We start from the raw sequence: 16,213 nt of genomic DNA, 5'->3' as shown, positions 1-16,213 counted from the left end.
GGATATATTTATGGCGAAGTGAATAGTTTTGAATCGTCGGTGTTTCATACATAGGGCGTTGCGCCCCTGTTTCGCAAGTGGCGCAGCACTTCCCGCCTCAGTCCCAATCGGACTCCGGCTTTTCAGGACGGATGCCGCGCTTCTCGTCCAGCGATTTGCGGGCCACTTCGGTCAGCCGGGCCTTGATGCGAACGGAGCCGTCTTCCAGGTTCTCACGCTCCACATTGCTGCCATGCTGGTAAATCCAGTCGAGCAGATGAAGCTCGAAAGGAGACAGCACGACATCGACCGCGCCGAGCGAACCCGCTATCCGCGTTTCGATAAGCGAAAGCAACCTGTCAACGCCTTCACCGGTAATGGCCGAAAGCGGAATGGGACGTCCCTCCTCGCTGCCGGCAGCAGCAAGGCGCAGGGCGGCCTCGCGTCCGCTTTCGTCAAGATTGTCGATCTTGTTCCAGATTTCGACGACGCGCTTGCGGTCCTGCGGCTCAATGCCCAGCCCGGCAAGAATGCTTTCCACGTCTTCGGCCTGCGCGGCATTGTCCGGATCGGAAATGTCGCGGACATGCAGGATCAGGTCGGCCTCGACCACTTCTTCAAGCGTGGCGCGGAAGGCAGCGACCAGATGGTGCGGCAGGTTGGAGATGAAACCCACCGTATCCGACAGGATGACCGTCTCGCCGTGCGGAAGCCGGATGCGGCGCAATGTCGGGTCGAGCGTGGCGAAGAGCATGTCTTCGGCCAGTACTTCCGCGCCCGTCATGCGATTGAAAAGCGTGGACTTTCCGGCATTGGTATAGCCGACGAGCGCTACAATCGGATGCGGCACCTTGCGCCGTTTCTGGCGATGCAGCGTGCGGGTACGCACCACCGTTTCAAGTTCGCGCTTGATCTTCAGGATCTTGTCCTGCAGCAGACGGCGGTCGGCTTCGATCTGGGTTTCACCCGGACCGCCGAGGAAGCCGCCACCACCGCGCTGTCGCTCCAGGTGAGTCCAGCTTCTGACCAGACGGCCCTTCTGATAGTTCAAATGCGCCAGCTCGACCTGCAATGCACCTTCCTTGGTGCGCGCGCGCTCGCCGAAAATTTCGAGGATAAGTCCCGTGCGGTCGATGACCTTGACGTTCCATTCCTTTTCGAGGTTGCGCTGCTGCACCGGGGTCAGGGCGTGATCGACGATGACCAGCCCGATGGCCTTTTCCTGGACGGTTTCGGCAATGGATTCCACCTTGCCCGCGCCCAGCAGGGTCGCCGGACGCGGATTGGCGACAATCGCGATTTCGGCATGTTCGATATCGAGCGCAATCGCCCGGGCAAGCCCCATTGCTTCCTCAAGCCGCGCTTCGTTCGAACGCTGGAACTGCGGACGCGCGCCTTCCTCGGCGGTCGTGCCTGCACTATACCGCTCCGGCAGGACGGGAACGATGACGGCTGCCCGTGTGGGCTCTGGCTCTGAAAGTCCGAAACCCTTGTCTGCATCGGCAGATGACGGCTTCTTATCCTTGAATTTGGACAATGTTCACTCCGGGGACACGGAAACGTGTTATCTACGGCTGCAGATAAGTCACCGCTAAAGCTGTTTCAAATGAAAGACGCCCCGGATCGTTCAAACATGACGAACCGGACAGGCAATGCGTGTCCGGTTATCATCAGCAGAAACAAAATTTGGAGCGACAACCAAAGCCAGTGCGCTCCAATGGTATTGGGAAAGCGTCAGGCTTCTTCGCCTTCGAACATCTGCACAGGCTGGCTCGGCATGATCGTCGAAATCGCATGCTTGTAGACAAGCTGCGAATGACCATCACGACGCAGAAGCACGCAGAAATTATCGAAGGACGTCACAATGCCGGTCAGTTTCACGCCATTGATAAGGAAAATCGTCAGCGAAATTTTCTGCTTGCGTACAGAATTCAGAAAAAGGTCTTGTAGATTTTGCGATCGTTCAGCCATTGTTTTTATTCCTTTAATCGATCAGCAGCCAGCTCGCGATGTGTTAAACGAACACGCGCATGCACATAAATCAAGCACCGGAGCGTGCAAAACCGGTACCTGACTGCAATTGCTGTGGAAAGACAACTGCTTCGCTATTCAGCTTCGGTTAACAGGATGGGAATCTTTGTGCAACCGTCAATTTCATTAGCCTCGCGGCAAATTTCAGGCGTGCCCCTTCATCAGGCATGCTCCCCAATGCGTCAGTGAACGACTGGACGGAAAAGCGTACCCAAATCTGAAGGGTACACGTTCGATTGTATACTACTGAAATGAAACAGGCATCCCAACAAAACCTGTCACTTTTTCTTGAGCATTTGACTTTAGTAAAAAATATCGTAATCTGTAATACGTAAGTATATTTATAGAATGTTATAAAGGAAAAATTATGTCTGGCATTTCAGAACCCGAAAAACTTGCAGAAGATGCTATATATACGAATATTGATAGAATCGATATAATGGCAATTTTTAACGCAACTCCGCGAGAAAATGTAATTTACTTTAACTTTACATCAGATAATTCCGTTTTTACATGCAAAATCAGAAACAATGAAAATCAAGACAAAATTATAAGCGCGCTAATGTCGGCGCAAATCGCATTGACGCAAAAGTATCGCGTCGATATTGCGACAAAAGACGGCACCTTATACACAGTTACCGTTTGGAACTCCTAATTTCAATAATTACTATATATATAGGAAATAACACGAATAGAAATTGATCGATGATTCATCTACTTGAGTGGATTGTTTCTTAAATTCTATCGATCAGTTGGATAGGCTTGACGGACAACCAAGGGGGATGGACAACCCGACGTTCTCCCTTGGTCTTATGCCAATAGAATTAAAGTGAGTTTCTGCAATTACCAGTCAGTTTTCTTCTTAGAATTGATTTTCTGCATCCACCGATTTCACAATATTTTTTCAATAACAATTGATAATCTTAAATAGGAATATTTATTATGGAGAATACTGTTGTTGTTAATGAATCCGTAGAGGATGGAGTATATGATCACGTAACTAACCTTGCGTTGATTTCTTTTTTAGATGATAATCCTAGACACACAAATAAAGCTTATCTAATTTTTACCGACAGTTCCGGCACAAAAACCATTCCAATAAAGCAAGATGAATACCAAGAAAAGCTGTCATTGACTGCAATATCTGCGCAGATTGCTCTGCAGAAGAGTGGAAACACAGTTTCTGTTCAAGTATCTGCTTCATATTTAATTGGAATACAAGTATTTTTAGTTAAAGATTAAACAGTTTTTATAGCATAACTAATAAGGCTTCATTGGAAGTCAAAAGCCCATCCGCTTTGGTGCGACGGGAAAGACGGAAATTGTTCCATTTCCCCCTTTCAACAAAGACACTCGCCGGATGGGCGCTCTCCCTCACGGATGGCGATGAACTCAATCATCTCACGTGCGGTATTGTAAACCGAAGACTGGCAGATTTGTCATTCTGGTGGAGGAAACACCCGTCACATTTTTCAAACACCGCTTAATCTTATTGCGAGTGTATCCTATTGGTGCCTTTACTATTCAGAAGAATTCAAGACTGACGCGGAACATCTGTTCCACATGCTTTACGGCGTCAGATGTCGCGAAGATGACGACGCGGTCCTTCGGCTTGATGCGGACATCGCCGTTCGGACGGATCACTTGTCCGTCACGGTAGATCGCACCGATTCGCAGACCTTCCGGCAAGTCGAGATCGCGCAACGGCGCGCCAACCAGCGAGGATGTTTCCAGAGCTTCGGCTTCGATCAGTTCGGCCATGTCGCGATAAACGCTATAGACCGCCCGGATGCGGCCTCGCCGGACATGCTGGAGGATTTTCGAAATCGTCACGGCCTTCGGGTTAATATAGGCGTCGATCCCCACCATGTGGGTGAAGTCCTGATAGGCAACCGTATTGAGCAGTGCCATGTTGGACTTGCAGCCCAGCCGCTTTGCCATGATGCTCGACAGGATATTGACCTGATCCTGATTGGTGAGCGCGACCATCAGGTCCGCGTCCTGAATATCAGCTTCCTGAAGCAAGTTCTGGTCGAGCGCGCTGCCGTGCAGCACCATGGTGCGTTTGAGCTGGTCGGCGATGGCGAAGGCACGCTCGTGCTCGCTTTCGATCATCTTGACGCGCGTATGCCATTTGCGGTCCTCGATGGCCTTGGCCACGTACAAGCCGATATTGCCGCCGCCCGCGATAACGATGCGGCTGGCTTCCGGTTTCTCGTGGCCGAACAAGGAGAGCGTGCGGCGCACCTGCTCGCGGGTCGTCACGACATAAGCGAGGTCGCCGGCATTCAGCTCGTCCGAAGATCGCGGGATGAAAAGGCTGTCATTGCGCACCACGCCGACGACGGTGGCCGCAAGATCGGGAAACAGATCGGTCAACTGCTTCAGCGGCGTATTGATGACCGGGCATTCCTCCAGGCATTCGATGGCGAGGCCGATGATCTTGTCGTCGGCAAAACGCAGCACGTCCGTTGCGCCCTGCAAGGCGATGCGCCGCAGAACCACCTCACCCACTTCAAGCTCCGGCGAGATAATCACGTCGATCGGCAGGTTTTCGCGCAGGAAAAGATCCTGATATTCTGCCTTGAGATAGGACTGCGCGCGAATGCGGGCGATCTTGGTCGGCACGTTGAAGACCGAATGCGCCACCTGACAGGCCACCATGTTGACCTCGTCGGACAAGGTGACGGCAATGATCATATCCGCTTCATCGGCGCCAGCGGCGGCAAGCACGTCCGGTTGCGAACCGTGCCCGACAAAACCACGGACATCGAGCGTGTCGCGCACGATCTCGATATGGCGGGCCGAGGTGTCGATGACGGAAACATCGTTCTCCTCGGCGGCAAGCCGCTCAGCGATGCCGTATCCGACCTGCCCTGCTCCGCAAACGATTACCCGCATGACACATCCGCCCGAGACACTTGACTATTTATACGCCGAGAGATTTCAGCTTGCGATGCAGCGCCGAGCGCTCCATGCCGACGAACTCCGCCGTGCGCGAAATATTGCCGCCGAACCGGTTGATCTGGGCGATCAGATATTCCTTCTCGAAACGCTCGCGCGCCTCGCGCAACGGAAGCGCCATGATGTGCTGGTCGGATTCCGTCGGTGCACGCGGCAGCGTGTCGCCGATTTCAGCGGGCAGGAGGTCGGCCGTCACTGGCGCCTCCGGATCATCGCCCCGCGCCAGAATCATCAGGCGCTCGACATTGTTGCGAAGCTGGCGAAGATTGCCCGGCCAGCTATGCGCCTGCAAAACCGCCATTGCATCGGATCCAATCTTGCGCGGCTTGATGCCCGCCTGTTCGGCGATCTGCTTCATGAAGTACTCGACCAGTGACGGAATGTCCTCGCGTCGGGCGGCAAGCGGCGGCACCTGCACCGGAACCACCGAAAGGCGGTGAAACAGGTCTTCGCGGAACGTGCCTTCCGCAATCATGCCTTCGAGGTTCTGCGCCGTGGAGGAGATGATGCGCACATCCACCTTCACGCGCTTGGTGCCGCCCACGCGTTCAAACTGCTGGTCGACAAGCACACGCAAAATCTTGTTCTGCGTCTCGCGCGGCATGTCGGCGACTTCATCGAGATAGAGAATGCCGCCATGGGCTTCTTCCAGAGCCCCGACCTTGCGCTCGCCGCCGTCCATTTCGGTGCCGAAAAGCTCGATCTCCATGCGCTCCGGCGTGATGGTCGCGGCGTTGACGGTCACGAACGGCCCATTGGCGCGGCCCGACTGCGCGTGGATGGCGCGGGCGGCAAGTTCCTTGCCAGCGCCCGACGGTCCGGTAATCATGATGCGGCTGTTGGTCGGCGCGACGCGCTCGATGGTCTGGCGCAACTGGTTCATGGCCAGCGATGCACCGATCAATTCCAGATGGTCGCCGCTGCGCTTGCGCAGGTTCGAGACTTCGCGCTTCAGCTTCGAGGTTTCAAGCGCCCGTTCCGCGATGAGGATGAGGCGGTCCGCCTTGAACGGCTTTTCGATGAAGTCGTAGGCGCCGCGACGGATCGCAGACACCGCCGTTTCGATATTGCCGTGACCGGAGATCATCACCACCGGCAGTTCGGGGTGCTGCTTCTTGATTTCATCGAGCAGCGCGAGGCCGTCCAGACGGCTGCCCTGCAGCCATATATCCAGAAAGACCAGCCGGGGAACGCGATCGTTGATGGCGGCGAGCGCGCTGTCCGCATCGAAGGCCGTGCGGGTTTCGTGGCCTTCATCGCTCAGAATGCCTGCAACAAGTTCCCGGATATCCGCTTCGTCATCAACCACAAGAATATCGGCAGCCATATCAAATCACCTGTCCAGCTATGTTCTTTTCGTCATTTCCCGCATCTGCTTCGATCTCACCGGTAGAACCGGCATTCACGCCAGCTTCGTTGGTGGGCGCTTGCGGAAAGACCATACGTATCATTGCGCCCCGTCCTCCGTGGAAATCCGAAGGCGCATCATGCAATTCCAGATGCCCGCCATGATCCTCGACGATCTTGCGGACAATCGCGAGACCAAGGCCGGTGCCCTTCTCGCGCGTCGTCATGTAAGGTTCGAGCAGCTTCTGGCGGTCGTCGCCCGGCAGGCCCTTGCCGTTATCGATGACATCGACAAACAATTGTCCATCCGCCTGATAGGAACGGATGAGGATATGCCCGCCCTCGCCTTCCCTGGCGCGATCTTCCTTCGGAAGTCCGTCAATGGCTTCGCTGGCATTCTTGATGACATTGCCGAAGGCCTGTCCGATCAGGCGGCTGTCAAAGGAACCGACCAGCTTTTCCGAGCCGAAATCGTTCTGGAAACGAATATCGCTGCGGCTGACTTCGACCAGGAAGGAGGCTTCGCGCAATGCCTCGCGCATATCCATAACCCGCATTTCCGGCTTCGGCATGCGGGCGAAGGCGGAGAATTCATCGACCATGCGGCCAATGTCGCCGACCTGACGGATGATCGTATCCGTGCACTGATCGAAAACCTCGCGGTCCTCGGTGATGACCTTGCCGTAACGGCGGCGGATGCGTTCGGCGGAAAGCTGGATCGGCGTGAGCGGGTTCTTGATTTCATGCGCGATGCGGCGCGCGACATCCGCCCAGGCGGACGAACGCTGTGCCTGCACCAGATCGGTGATGTCGTCCACCGTCACCACATAGGAATGATCTTCGGATTCCGTGTCCTCGACAGTAACCTGCACGTTGAAGGTGCGCGCCACGCCGCCACGGGTCATGCTGACCTGCTCGCGATGCACCGCGCGCCCCGTCGAGCGGGCGACCTCAAAAGCCTGCCCGATCTCCGGCGCGATGCTTGTGAGGTTCTTGCCGACAGCATCTTCCGAGGTGACGCCGAACATATGTTCCGCCGAACGATTCAGGATAGAGATACAGCCATCGGTCTCGATGCCGATGACGCCTGCCGTCACGCCGGAAAGCACGGCTTCGGAGAAGCGACGGCGCTCATCGATCTGGTCCTTGGCGGAAAGCAGCTCGTTGCGCTGGCTTTTCAGCTCCGCCACCATGTTGTTGAAAGTGCCGGACAACGCGCCCACGTCACCATCCGAAGTGCGCACCGGAACCGACACGTCGAGATTGCCGGCTGCCACATCGTCGGATGCGCCGATCAAAAGCCGGATCGGACGCACCAGCCGGTCGGCGACGGCAATACCGGTCCAGATAGCCGAAAGCAGCACGATCAGCGTCAGGCCGAAATAGAGCAGCGCAAATGCAATCTGCGTTGGAATCCGGTTCGCATCCATTTCCTGATAGCGCTGGGTATTGGCTTCCATCAGACGCATGGCATCGAGAATCTGAGGATCGACTGCGCGAACCGTGTAGAGATAGACGTCCGGTATCTCGCGCATCTTGATGATTGCGCCGACGAAATTACTGTTGCCCGGCGGGATGATAACCGGCTTGCCATCCGGTGCCGTTTTCAACGCATCTTCGGTTGGCGGCGGCAGACGATCTTCAACTCCAGTATCGCTTTTGACAACGACGTCGCCATTCTCACGCACAAGAAACGCACCGAGCAGAGCGCGGCCACGCGTCTGTAATGTCATCAGCTGGATGAAGCCGCCACGGTCAAGACTATAAATGGTGCGCTGCGCATCGAGATCCTGCAGCATCGAATAGGAGGTGCTTTGCAGGTTGAGCGCGGTTTCGCGGATATAGGCGGTGGTCAGGCTCTGCGATGAACTGACAATGTCGCGGGTGTTGGTATCGAACCAGCGGTCGAGACCGAGGTTGAGCGTGACCGACGCAACGATGGCAACCACGATGGCGGGCACCGCCGCGATAAGCGAAAACAGCGCCACAATACGGACATGCAGGCGCGAAGCCGCCTTCCCGAGCCGCCGGGCCATCACGATGCGGTAAACTTCGCGGCAGATCAGCAGGATGAGGAACAGAATCAGCGCGACATTGATGATGACCAAGGCCAGCGTGACGGTCCGGTCAGGCGTGATCGGTGTAATGCCGATCAAAATGGCAAAGGAAATCGAGGCGGTGACAAGCGCCGAAATGACCGTGATAATGCCCGGCAGGGCCAGAAGCCTGCGCCCCTCGCCGCTTTGCGATGATTGTTCCTCGCCGTTCATGTTCGCCGTCAGATTCGCCGTGTTCATATTAACCATGTTACCCAATAGCGTTGCATCTATGCAACGCATTGTGGCGAAAATGCAACGTTATTCTGTGCGCTCTGCTGGATCGGACTTTGGCGTGCCCGAAGCGAATCCGGAAAGTCGGTTCTCCGACACTTTGAGGACTTCAATATGGTGCGATTTCGCTGCATAAGAGCGCGCGCCGATTCCGGGATTTCCGGGCTCTTCGAAACCGGGATGGGGGATTCTCCGACATGCAGGACAACACGCTGGGTTTCTACAATTCTAATGCGATCGACTATGCAGCCGACGGCGAGACGCCCAACCCGAAACTGTTTAGCTTTCTGAAGCGCTGCAAGCCAGCGGGACGAATCCTGGAACTGGGAACGGGTTCGGGCACCGATGCGAGTGCCATTCTGAAGGCCGGATTTCAGCTCGATGCGACGGATGGCTCCTCCGAACTGGCGGCAATCGCTGCAAAACGGCTGGGGCAGCCCGTCCGCACGATGATGTTCGATGAACTTTCCGCAGTCGAGGAATATGACGGGATTTACGCCTGCGCCTCGCTCACCCATGTGCCCAGAACCGCACTTGGTCCTATCATAAGACGCGTTCACAGCGCCTTGGTGAAAGGCGGGATCGTGTGGGCCAGCTTCAAGACCGGCACGGCTGAAGGCCACGACGCGCTTGGCCGCTATTACAACTATCTGTCGCCGGAAGAATTGCAGGAATACTGGAGCGATAACGGTCAATGGTCCGGCATCGAAATTGAATGCTGGACCGGCAGCGCCTACGACAAACGTTCCACTGACTGGGCCGCAGTTATAGCGGTGCGATAATCGCGAAAGAACGGCGTCAGAAGTTGAGCCTGGCCATTGCGAGCGAATCGACAAACTCACCGGCCCGGAAAGCATCTTTCCGGCGTATGCCTTCCGAAACAAAACCGAACTTTTCATAGAGGCGGATTGCAGGGGCATTGTCGACGTAAACGGTGAGTTCAAGCCGTTTCAGGTCGAGCCAGTTGTCGGCAATGTCGATCAGTTCGGCCATGAATGCCGTGCCGATGCCCTTCCCGATATGGTCGTCATGTATGCCCATGATGATTGCCGCGCTATGACCACGCCGTCCTGCGTGCCGGAGCAAGCCGTTTCCGACAATCTCTTCATTGATCGTCGCAACCAGAATCGTGGCTTCCGGCCCGAGCGCTTCCAGCCACTTGCGTGTCGTCTCGAGGCGTTGAAACGGAGTGCGCAAAGTACCGAACCGAAATCCCGGCATGTTCTGCAAATGGGTGAGTCCTTCCGCATCCGCAGCTTCCACTGCGCGAATGACGAGATTTTCAGGTCGCATTATTTCTCCGGGATGTTCTCAATTCCTCATTAAATTCAGTTGGTCCACTGGCAAACATCCAGACACGCAGAGACCGGCTGGCGGTTCTTGTCACAGATACAGCCCTTTGTTGCAGCATATGATACGGCCGGCATATCCTGCCGATAGTATGAAGACATATGCGCAAGCGCGAAACCGGAAACCATCAGGCACAGTATTCGATACATCTGGAACTCCCGTGCACGGCAAGATCAGGCATTGTCCTTGCCGGCACGAGAATTCTCAACTCCAACAACTGCCTCATGATTATATGGAGGCACAGTCTTGCCGCCATCATGGCTGCCAATAGCAATGCCGCCGGTGACGGCATTGCCATTATCGGTGGACCAACGTCCTTTTGTACTTATTTTTCAGGGCCGTAGGCGTCGAAATCAAAGTATTTGTCGTTGACTTCCTTGTACTTGCCGTTGGCACGGATGGCCTTGATCGCCTTGTTGAACTTTTCGACCAGTTCCGGGCGTCCCTTCTTCAAGGCAACGCCGACGCCAACACCATGGATGTTGTCATCGGGCGGATAGGTGCCGACCATCTTGCAGCAGGCGCCATCCGGCGTCTTCAGCCACTCGCTCAGCGTTACGCTGTCATCGTTGACGGCATCCAGGCGGCCATTGGCCATGTCCAGGCGATATTCTTCCGCTGTCGGATAGGCCTTGATGGTGCTCTCGGTGAAGGCGTGTTCGGCATAATTCGCATGCGTCGTGGACACCTGAACGCCGATCGTCTTGCCTGCCAAGTCTTCCTTGGTCACGCCCTTGATGTCGGTGTCCTTCGGCGCGGCAATGCCGGGTGGCGTGTTGTAGTATTTATCGGAAAAATCGACCTGTTTCTTGCGCTCTTCCGTGATCGACATGGAGGAAACATAAGCGTCAAACTTCCCGGCCTGAAGCGCCGGAATAGTGCCATCCCACTCCTGTGTGATGAATGTGCACTCGGCCTTCATCTCCTCGCAAAGCGCCCGTGCGATATCGACATCGAAGCCGGAAAGAGAGCCATCCGGATTGATGAAATTGAACGGCGGATACGCGCCTTCCGTTCCGATAATCAGTTTCAGCGGTTCTTCGGCGCTTGCTGCGCCAATTGCAAAACCACCTGTCGTGGCCACGATCCCCACCATCGAAGCTGCCACAGCGATACGCTTTAAAACGCGCATTCCAGTTCCTCCCATTTCGTACCGGCTCGCTCCGGAATTGTTCTTCCGGTCCGGCCGCTTGCAAAGGGGGAAGATTCACGCGGGCAATGCGAATTGCCGACTCGTCATAATTTCTCCCCCGTCGCTATCATTAGATGGTTCGGCGCGGCTTGCACACTGTCTTTTCGCTTGCGCGCACCGGGCCCTCCAAGCCATTTCAGTTCTCAACCGACGGCGTTCATATTCCATCGATCTTTGAGGTTCCCGTAATGTCCGTGCAGTCTGATGATCTGTCCCGCGAGGGCTTCGTCCTCGCTCTGTTTTTTCAAGAACTCGGAGGGTGAAAGGGAGAACTGGTGCTGGAAGCTTCTGGCAAACCGGCCCGTATTCGAGAAACCGTATTTGTTAGCAACTGCCTTGATGCGCAGCCCTTCATCCTCCTTGCGCCTGATCAATTCATTGCGTGCCAGTTGCAGCCGTTTCTTCCTGATCAATCCGGCAGCACCACCGTCTGCTTCCAGCAATCGGTAAAGATGCGAACGGGATATGCTGAACCGTTCCAATATGAGGTCGACGTCCAGTTTCGGATCGTTGATGTTCCTGTTTATGAACTGGAGCACCTGATTTCGAAGCTGTTCCGATGGAGCGCTTCGGATATTGTCGTGATCGTATTTCACGGCAGAGGCAAGCAAGTGTAACAGGACATCACCACAGGCAGCGCCCTCCTTGAACGAAAGATCACCTGCCTCGCGATATGAACCCCGAAACAGCATTCCAAGAAGCTCGCCCAGCGCAGTGTTGCCCCGGATAACCTTCCCATTCAGATTCGAAACCCCGCAGATATACTCCAGTTCGTCCTTGTCGAGCATTAAGGATAAAGTTGCGGTCGAGTTGCTGCAGGCCGCATCAAAAACGGCAGTCACCGAACCGATATGAATATCTCCCGGGGAAAGACTGATCTCACGTCCCTCAAATGATCCAAAGCACAGACCGCTGACGCAAAGCTGGACATAGTAATAATCATAGGTGCTTCGCTTGATCCATTCCCGGGTTCTTACGCAGCGATGCCCCCCAAACGCCGCGAACATAATCACCCGCTCTCCCAACAGGAGCGAATGAATCGCACCTTCTATGGAAGTTGCTCCTTCAACGGGAGCTTCCAGCGCTTCATAGAGAGGTGAGACGGCCTCGCGCCAATTCTCGGTGCGATCCTTTTCTGGAAGGTTCCTGTTCGAGACGTAAAAGCCTTTTGGGGGCTCATTCGAAGAGAAACCCATGCCTTGCCCTTCCACCATAAATCGGTCCGATTTCGGACGATTACGACTTGCGCGCACTTTGCCGAACAAGCAGGGCGAACGCAAGGGGATGCCTTTGCTGGCTATTTGACTAACCCTTCCCCTTGGCCTCGGCTTTGGCCGGACGGCGAAGTGATCCTGACCTGTTCCGGGCTTTTTGAAGCTTGGAGGCTACTGCCCGTCAGACGAGCCTTGTTCGCCGCTGTTTTGCGGACTTACGCCATAGTAATAAGGCGTTGCGAAAATGAAGCCCAGGATAACGGCAACGGCCAGAATAAAAAACAATAAGGACTTTCGCATTCAATTCTCCTGTTCACGACAGACGAAACGAACCTCCGGCGATCGAGTTCCGTCTCTCGACAAACAACTGCGACGCTCTATCTGCCGAAATCGAAACAGTGAGGGGATCGCCATGTCCAATCCGGAAGAGACAGAACCGACTGCGGATGGACTAAAAGAAGTTCTCCCGTCGAAATCGGCGGCAATACACGAGCTGATCCGGCGCGACGGAGAAAAGGAGATCAATCGCGAAGCTATGGCGCTGCTCTGGTCTGCCATTGCGGGCGGTATATCCATGAGCACTTCGATGATCGCTCGCGGCATTCTGGAGACCTATCTCCCCGATGGGGACCTGTTCTTCCTGATAAGTTCCGCAGGTTATACCGTCGGTTTCATAATCGTCATCATCGCCAATCAGCAACTATTCACCGAAAATACGATCACTCCGGTTCTGCCGTTCATGGTTGAACCTACTTTGTCCCACTTTCTGAAGATGATCAGGCTCTGGGGAATAGTCCTTTTCGGCAACCTGATCGGAGGCGCCATTGCGGCCTACGTTATGGCCTCGATGCCTATTTTTTCAGACGAGGTGACAAAGACCTTCATCGGCATGGGAAGGCACCTCATGGCCAACACCAGCAATGAGTTGTTCAGCAAGGGCATTATGTCGGGGTGGCTTATCGCGACGCTGGTCTGGATGCTCCACAGCACCAAACAAGGTCACATAGCGTTGATATTTCTCGTCACCTACCTCATTGCGATCGGCGATCTGACACACATCATCGTTGGCTCGATCGAGGTGTTGTTTCTGCTGATAATTGGGGAAGTTTCACCATTTGACAGCATCTTTAAGTTCGGCCTCCCCACATTGTTGGGGAACGTCGTCGGCGGAACATTCATATTCGGGTTAATTTCACACGCGCAGGTACGCGCGGACGAATGATGAGATTCCGAATATCTGGCGCGCTCTTCTCGGCAATCACGGTCAAGGCGTGCGCCCGATTCTCACCGGATTATCTGCTCAAAGCAGCATCGGCATCGAACTTCCAGACTCAATTGAACCCGTAGTCGCTGCCAGTTTGCTCTATCGGGCATATTCCAGTTGCAGTGCGACCAGGTCTGCGGTTGCGTCGCCATAGCGTGCTGCAATCTCCTTAAGAGTGTGGTCTAGAGCCTTCGCCGAGGCAATTGTCTGATCGAGAGATAGCTGGCTTTTGCCTGTATCCGCATTCTGATCCGGTATCAGGGCAAGACCGTAACGCGATTCGACAAGTGCCTTTCCGGACGTGGCGACCGCTTGCGAACGATAAGTTCTCGACCATGCGTCGGCGCTGAGCGCAAGCGCAATTTCGTCAAAGCCGTCGGTGACCGGGATCGATAGGGTCTCACGGTTCCAGAACGAGAGAAAGTTGCGAGCAACGAGCCACATGCGACGCGCCGTAAGATGAAACGATGCGGAATCATGGGCCGAAGTCCAATTTCCGGCACCGAGTTCGGCCGCCATCGCTTTCGCTTTTGCACGTCCCGCCAAGGCTTCAACCAGGGCAAGGCTTGTGGGAATCGAAGCGGTGACGCCGGTGGTGGTCATGACATTGTCATCAAAAACATAGCGCTGGTCCCGAACCCATCGTGCCCTGGGAAAATTTCTTGCGATCTTGTCGAACGCGTACCAATGGGTGGTTGCCGCCCTTCCGTCGAGGATGCCGGCGCGAGCGGCTATCCATGCACCCTCGCAGATGGACACGACGACTGCTCCCTTGCCGGACTGATCTCGTACCCACCCGATCACGGCTTCGTTCCTGCTGTCATGCATCGCCGGCACGATAATGATGTCAGCACCCTCCGGATGGGCCACGTCAAATGCATGTATGGTCGTATCCGGCTGGATTTTAAGCGCGGGCATCAAGCTGACTGGACCGGCGTGAGGCGAGACAATGGCGACATCCGCAACATCCGCCCCCTTCAATACGCCATAAGGCACAATGAGATCGGTTGTCTCCGTGCCTCCATTATCAGCCACAATCGCAACGAGCGGCCGTCCTCGTCCGGGCTTCACAGGCGGCAGATGAATGGAGTTGGCATCGGCAGCCACAGCACTTCCCGCCCCCGAAATGCAGGAGGCGACCAGAAAGACCGCAAGGAGAATTTTCATAAGACGGCACATGAGGTTTATCCGTGTTTGATAGAAACGCCTCAAATAGCCGCTGAAAGTTATGGCGGAAATGTCAATTCTATCGCATTTTACGCCAATGATGCAAAAGACCAGGCTGATTGTCGTAATCGGGTATGACGGGGTGCAGGCCATGGACGTGGTCGGGCCTATGGAAGTTTTCGCGGCGGCGAACCTCTACCTCTCACAACCCACACCGCAGTATGTTGTTACATTGGCTTCTTCGGCCGGTGGCTGCGTGAAATGCAATTCAGCCGGCGGATTGCAATTGGGAAATGCCGTGGCGTTGCACAAGCTGCCGAATGAGATCGATACGATCATCGTGGCCGGCGGCAGCGAAGAAGCATTGCGCAGCGTTATCTTCGGCACGACATTGGTCGAATGGCTGAAGTCACGCAGTAGCACAACGCGTCGACTTGTCAGTGTTTGCACCGGCGCGTTCGTGCTCGCTGCTGGTGGGTTCCTGGACGGGAAGCGTGCGACCACGCACTGGAATTCCGTCGGCCTCCTGAAGGAGCTTCGACCGCAGGTCAATGTCGAACCTGATGCTATATTCGTCGCTGAGCCGCCGACATATACCTCGGCAGGCGTCACGACAGGTATCGATTTATGCCTGGCATTAGTTGAAGCCGATTGCGGGGCGCAAACAGCATTGTCCGTCGCTCGACAGTTGGTGCTGTTCATGCGCAGGCCGGGAGGGCAATCGCAATTCAGTCCGGTTCTGGCGACCCAGGTCGACGCCACGCCGCGCCTGCGCAGGCTATTGGACGAAATCATCGAGAATCCGACCGGAGATCTTTCCGGTCCCGCTCTAGCGGACCGCGCGGGAATGAGCGAGCGGACCTTCTCGCGCTCCTTCCACAGGGAAACCGGCACGACACCGGCACAATTCGTGGAAGCTGCACGGATTGAGCGTGCGAAGGCGCTTCTTGAGACATCGGACTGGTCTCTGCCACGCATCGCCGAGCGCTCAGGTTTCGGCAGCCTCCATTCCTTGCACCGCGCATTCCAAAAACGCTTGGGAGTTACGCCCCGCTCTTATCGTGATCGCTTTGGGGTGGGGTAGGAGATATCCGGGAGGAATCGCGTATCTCTATTCCCTGCCCGTCGTCATCTCCAGGCATCGGGGTGAAGAAGGGTGGACAGCGGCATGCGCACGACCTTCCCACCGAGGTCGTTGAGAAGCTAAAGACGTTTGGGCCTGAGAATTCTAGAAATATTTGGCGCACCCGACAGGATTCGAACCTGTGACCTCTGCCTTCGGAGGGCAGCACTCTATCCAGCTGAGCTACGGGTGCATAGCCGGAAGGCTCGAAGCCTTTGCATGCGCGTTTCTAACCGAACCGCGCATGTGCAT

At 55.4% G+C, this 16,213-nt stretch carries 15 protein-coding genes, 1 tRNA gene and 1 pseudogene; 5 read left to right on the top strand and 12 right to left on the bottom strand.

What is annotated here, in order from left to right:
* Window positions 1-97 precede the first annotated feature (97 nt).
* From hflX to ACOWVS_RS05465, 3 genes and pseudogenes are all read right to left on the bottom strand, one after another.
* Entirely contained in the window at window positions 98-1,516 is a 1,419-nt protein-coding gene (hflX, locus tag ACOWVS_RS05475; RefSeq protein ID WP_006470420.1) for a GTPase HflX, read from the bottom strand.
* 197 nt (window positions 1,517-1,713) lie between these two features.
* A complete protein-coding gene (gene hfq, locus ACOWVS_RS05470; RefSeq protein WP_002964239.1) occupies window positions 1,714-1,950 on the bottom strand; it encodes an RNA chaperone Hfq in 237 nt (78 codons plus the stop codon).
* 5 nt (window positions 1,951-1,955) lie between these two features.
* Window positions 1,956-2,153, bottom strand: a pseudogene (locus ACOWVS_RS05465) (hypothetical protein).
* Between the two features lie 224 nt (window positions 2,154-2,377).
* Between ACOWVS_RS05465 and ACOWVS_RS05460 the strand changes: the two are divergent.
* A complete protein-coding gene (locus ACOWVS_RS05460) occupies window positions 2,378-2,665 on the top strand; it encodes a hypothetical protein (protein ID WP_006470419.1) in 288 nt (95 codons plus the stop codon).
* 287 nt (window positions 2,666-2,952) lie between these two features.
* Window positions 2,953-3,252, top strand: a complete 300-nt coding sequence (locus tag ACOWVS_RS05455) for a hypothetical protein (RefSeq protein ID WP_139309255.1) — start codon at window positions 2,953-2,955, stop codon at window positions 3,250-3,252.
* Between the two features lie 282 nt (window positions 3,253-3,534).
* Here the strand turns inward: ACOWVS_RS05455 and trkA are convergent, their stop codons facing one another.
* Genes trkA through ACOWVS_RS05440 form a run of 3 tightly spaced genes read right to left on the bottom strand, consistent with a single transcriptional unit; the run spans window position 3,535 to window position 8,660 of the window.
* On the bottom strand, window positions 3,535-4,911 hold the full coding sequence (gene trkA / locus ACOWVS_RS05450) for a Trk system potassium transporter TrkA (RefSeq protein WP_006466760.1): 1,377 nt from the start codon (window positions 4,909-4,911) through the stop codon (window positions 3,535-3,537).
* 28 nt (window positions 4,912-4,939) lie between these two features.
* On the bottom strand, window positions 4,940-6,301 hold the full coding sequence (locus ACOWVS_RS05445; RefSeq protein ID WP_006466759.1) for a sigma-54-dependent transcriptional regulator: 1,362 nt from the start codon (window positions 6,299-6,301) through the stop codon (window positions 4,940-4,942).
* A 1-nt stretch (window position 6,302) separates the two neighbouring features.
* Window positions 6,303-8,660, bottom strand: coding sequence for a sensor histidine kinase NtrY-like (locus ACOWVS_RS05440; protein ID WP_006470418.1), 2,358 nt, complete (start codon window positions 8,658-8,660; stop codon window positions 6,303-6,305).
* Between the two features lie 188 nt (window positions 8,661-8,848).
* On the opposite strand from ACOWVS_RS05440, the gene ACOWVS_RS05435 reads away from it, so the two are divergent.
* The gene (locus tag ACOWVS_RS05435) at window positions 8,849-9,433 is read left to right on the top strand and encodes a class I SAM-dependent methyltransferase (protein ID WP_006470417.1); all 585 of its coding nucleotides are present in this window, start codon (window positions 8,849-8,851) and stop codon (window positions 9,431-9,433) included.
* Between the two features lie 16 nt (window positions 9,434-9,449).
* Here the strand turns inward: ACOWVS_RS05435 and ACOWVS_RS05430 are convergent, their stop codons facing one another.
* The 4 genes from ACOWVS_RS05430 to ACOWVS_RS05415 form a co-directional block, all read right to left on the bottom strand.
* On the bottom strand, window positions 9,450-9,944 hold the full coding sequence (locus ACOWVS_RS05430; RefSeq protein WP_006470416.1) for a GNAT family N-acetyltransferase: 495 nt from the start codon (window positions 9,942-9,944) through the stop codon (window positions 9,450-9,452).
* Window positions 9,945-10,326: 382 nt separating this feature from the next.
* On the bottom strand, window positions 10,327-11,133 hold the full coding sequence (locus tag ACOWVS_RS05425) for an ABC transporter substrate-binding protein (protein ID WP_006470415.1): 807 nt from the start codon (window positions 11,131-11,133) through the stop codon (window positions 10,327-10,329).
* Between the two features lie 203 nt (window positions 11,134-11,336).
* Complete coding sequence (locus tag ACOWVS_RS05420; RefSeq protein WP_075041677.1) at window positions 11,337-12,389, bottom strand: helix-turn-helix domain-containing protein; 1,053 nt, start codon at window positions 12,387-12,389, stop codon at window positions 11,337-11,339.
* Between the two features lie 189 nt (window positions 12,390-12,578).
* Window positions 12,579-12,707 (bottom strand): hypothetical protein, encoded by a 129-nt coding sequence (locus tag ACOWVS_RS05415; protein WP_021585110.1) that lies wholly within the window; start codon window positions 12,705-12,707, stop codon window positions 12,579-12,581.
* Between the two features lie 112 nt (window positions 12,708-12,819).
* On the opposite strand from ACOWVS_RS05415, the gene ACOWVS_RS05410 reads away from it, so the two are divergent.
* Complete coding sequence (locus ACOWVS_RS05410) at window positions 12,820-13,629, top strand: formate/nitrite transporter family protein (protein ID WP_021585109.1); 810 nt, start codon at window positions 12,820-12,822, stop codon at window positions 13,627-13,629.
* Window positions 13,630-13,770: 141 nt separating this feature from the next.
* Here the strand turns inward: ACOWVS_RS05410 and ACOWVS_RS05405 are convergent, their stop codons facing one another.
* Window positions 13,771-14,838: a DJ-1/PfpI family protein gene (locus tag ACOWVS_RS05405; RefSeq protein ID WP_100229512.1), complete on the bottom strand. Its 1,068-nt coding sequence runs from the start codon at window positions 14,836-14,838 to the stop codon at window positions 13,771-13,773.
* 97 nt (window positions 14,839-14,935) lie between these two features.
* Here ACOWVS_RS05405 and ACOWVS_RS05400 point away from each other — a divergent pair, with 97 nt between their 5' ends.
* Window positions 14,936-15,922, top strand: coding sequence for a GlxA family transcriptional regulator (locus tag ACOWVS_RS05400; protein ID WP_021585108.1), 987 nt, complete (start codon window positions 14,936-14,938; stop codon window positions 15,920-15,922).
* 155 nt (window positions 15,923-16,077) lie between these two features.
* Here the strand turns inward: ACOWVS_RS05400 and ACOWVS_RS05395 are convergent.
* Window positions 16,078-16,154 (bottom strand) — tRNA-Arg (locus ACOWVS_RS05395).
* Window positions 16,155-16,213: the final 59 nt, after the last annotated feature.

The sequence above is a fragment of the Brucella sp. IR068 genome (assembly GCF_049065885.1).
Taxonomy (GTDB): domain Bacteria; phylum Pseudomonadota; class Alphaproteobacteria; order Rhizobiales; family Rhizobiaceae; genus Brucella; species Brucella intermedia.
Note: the sequence above shows the minus strand (reverse complement) of the source record. Positions and strands in the feature narration are given on the sequence as shown.

Excerpts from the sequence above, each read along its gene's own strand:
- hfq (WP_002964239.1), bottom strand. The coding sequence starts at position 1,950 with ATGGCTGAACGATCGCAAAATCTACAAGACCTTTTTCTGAATTCTGTA.
- ACOWVS_RS05460 (WP_006470419.1), top strand. The coding sequence starts at position 2,378 with ATGTCTGGCATTTCAGAACCCGAAAAACTTGCAGAAGATGCTATATAT.
- ACOWVS_RS05455 (WP_139309255.1), top strand. The coding sequence starts at position 2,953 with ATGGAGAATACTGTTGTTGTTAATGAATCCGTAGAGGATGGAGTATAT.
- trkA (WP_006466760.1), bottom strand. The coding sequence starts at position 4,911 with ATGCGGGTAATCGTTTGCGGAGCAGGGCAGGTCGGATACGGCATCGCT.
- ACOWVS_RS05445 (WP_006466759.1), bottom strand. The coding sequence starts at position 6,301 with ATGGCTGCCGATATTCTTGTGGTTGATGACGAAGCGGATATCCGGGAA.
- ACOWVS_RS05440 (WP_006470418.1), bottom strand. The coding sequence starts at position 8,660 with ATGCGTTGCATAGATGCAACGCTATTGGGTAACATGGTTAATATGAAC.
- ACOWVS_RS05435 (WP_006470417.1), top strand. The coding sequence starts at position 8,849 with ATGCAGGACAACACGCTGGGTTTCTACAATTCTAATGCGATCGACTAT.
- ACOWVS_RS05430 (WP_006470416.1), bottom strand. The coding sequence starts at position 9,944 with ATGCGACCTGAAAATCTCGTCATTCGCGCAGTGGAAGCTGCGGATGCG.
- ACOWVS_RS05425 (WP_006470415.1), bottom strand. The coding sequence starts at position 11,133 with ATGCGCGTTTTAAAGCGTATCGCTGTGGCAGCTTCGATGGTGGGGATC.
- ACOWVS_RS05420 (WP_075041677.1), bottom strand. The coding sequence starts at position 12,389 with ATGGGTTTCTCTTCGAATGAGCCCCCAAAAGGCTTTTACGTCTCGAAC.
- ACOWVS_RS05415 (WP_021585110.1), bottom strand. The coding sequence starts at position 12,707 with ATGCGAAAGTCCTTATTGTTTTTTATTCTGGCCGTTGCCGTTATCCTG.
- ACOWVS_RS05410 (WP_021585109.1), top strand. The coding sequence starts at position 12,820 with ATGTCCAATCCGGAAGAGACAGAACCGACTGCGGATGGACTAAAAGAA.
- ACOWVS_RS05405 (WP_100229512.1), bottom strand. The coding sequence starts at position 14,838 with ATGAAAATTCTCCTTGCGGTCTTTCTGGTCGCCTCCTGCATTTCGGGG.
- ACOWVS_RS05400 (WP_021585108.1), top strand. The coding sequence starts at position 14,936 with ATGATGCAAAAGACCAGGCTGATTGTCGTAATCGGGTATGACGGGGTG.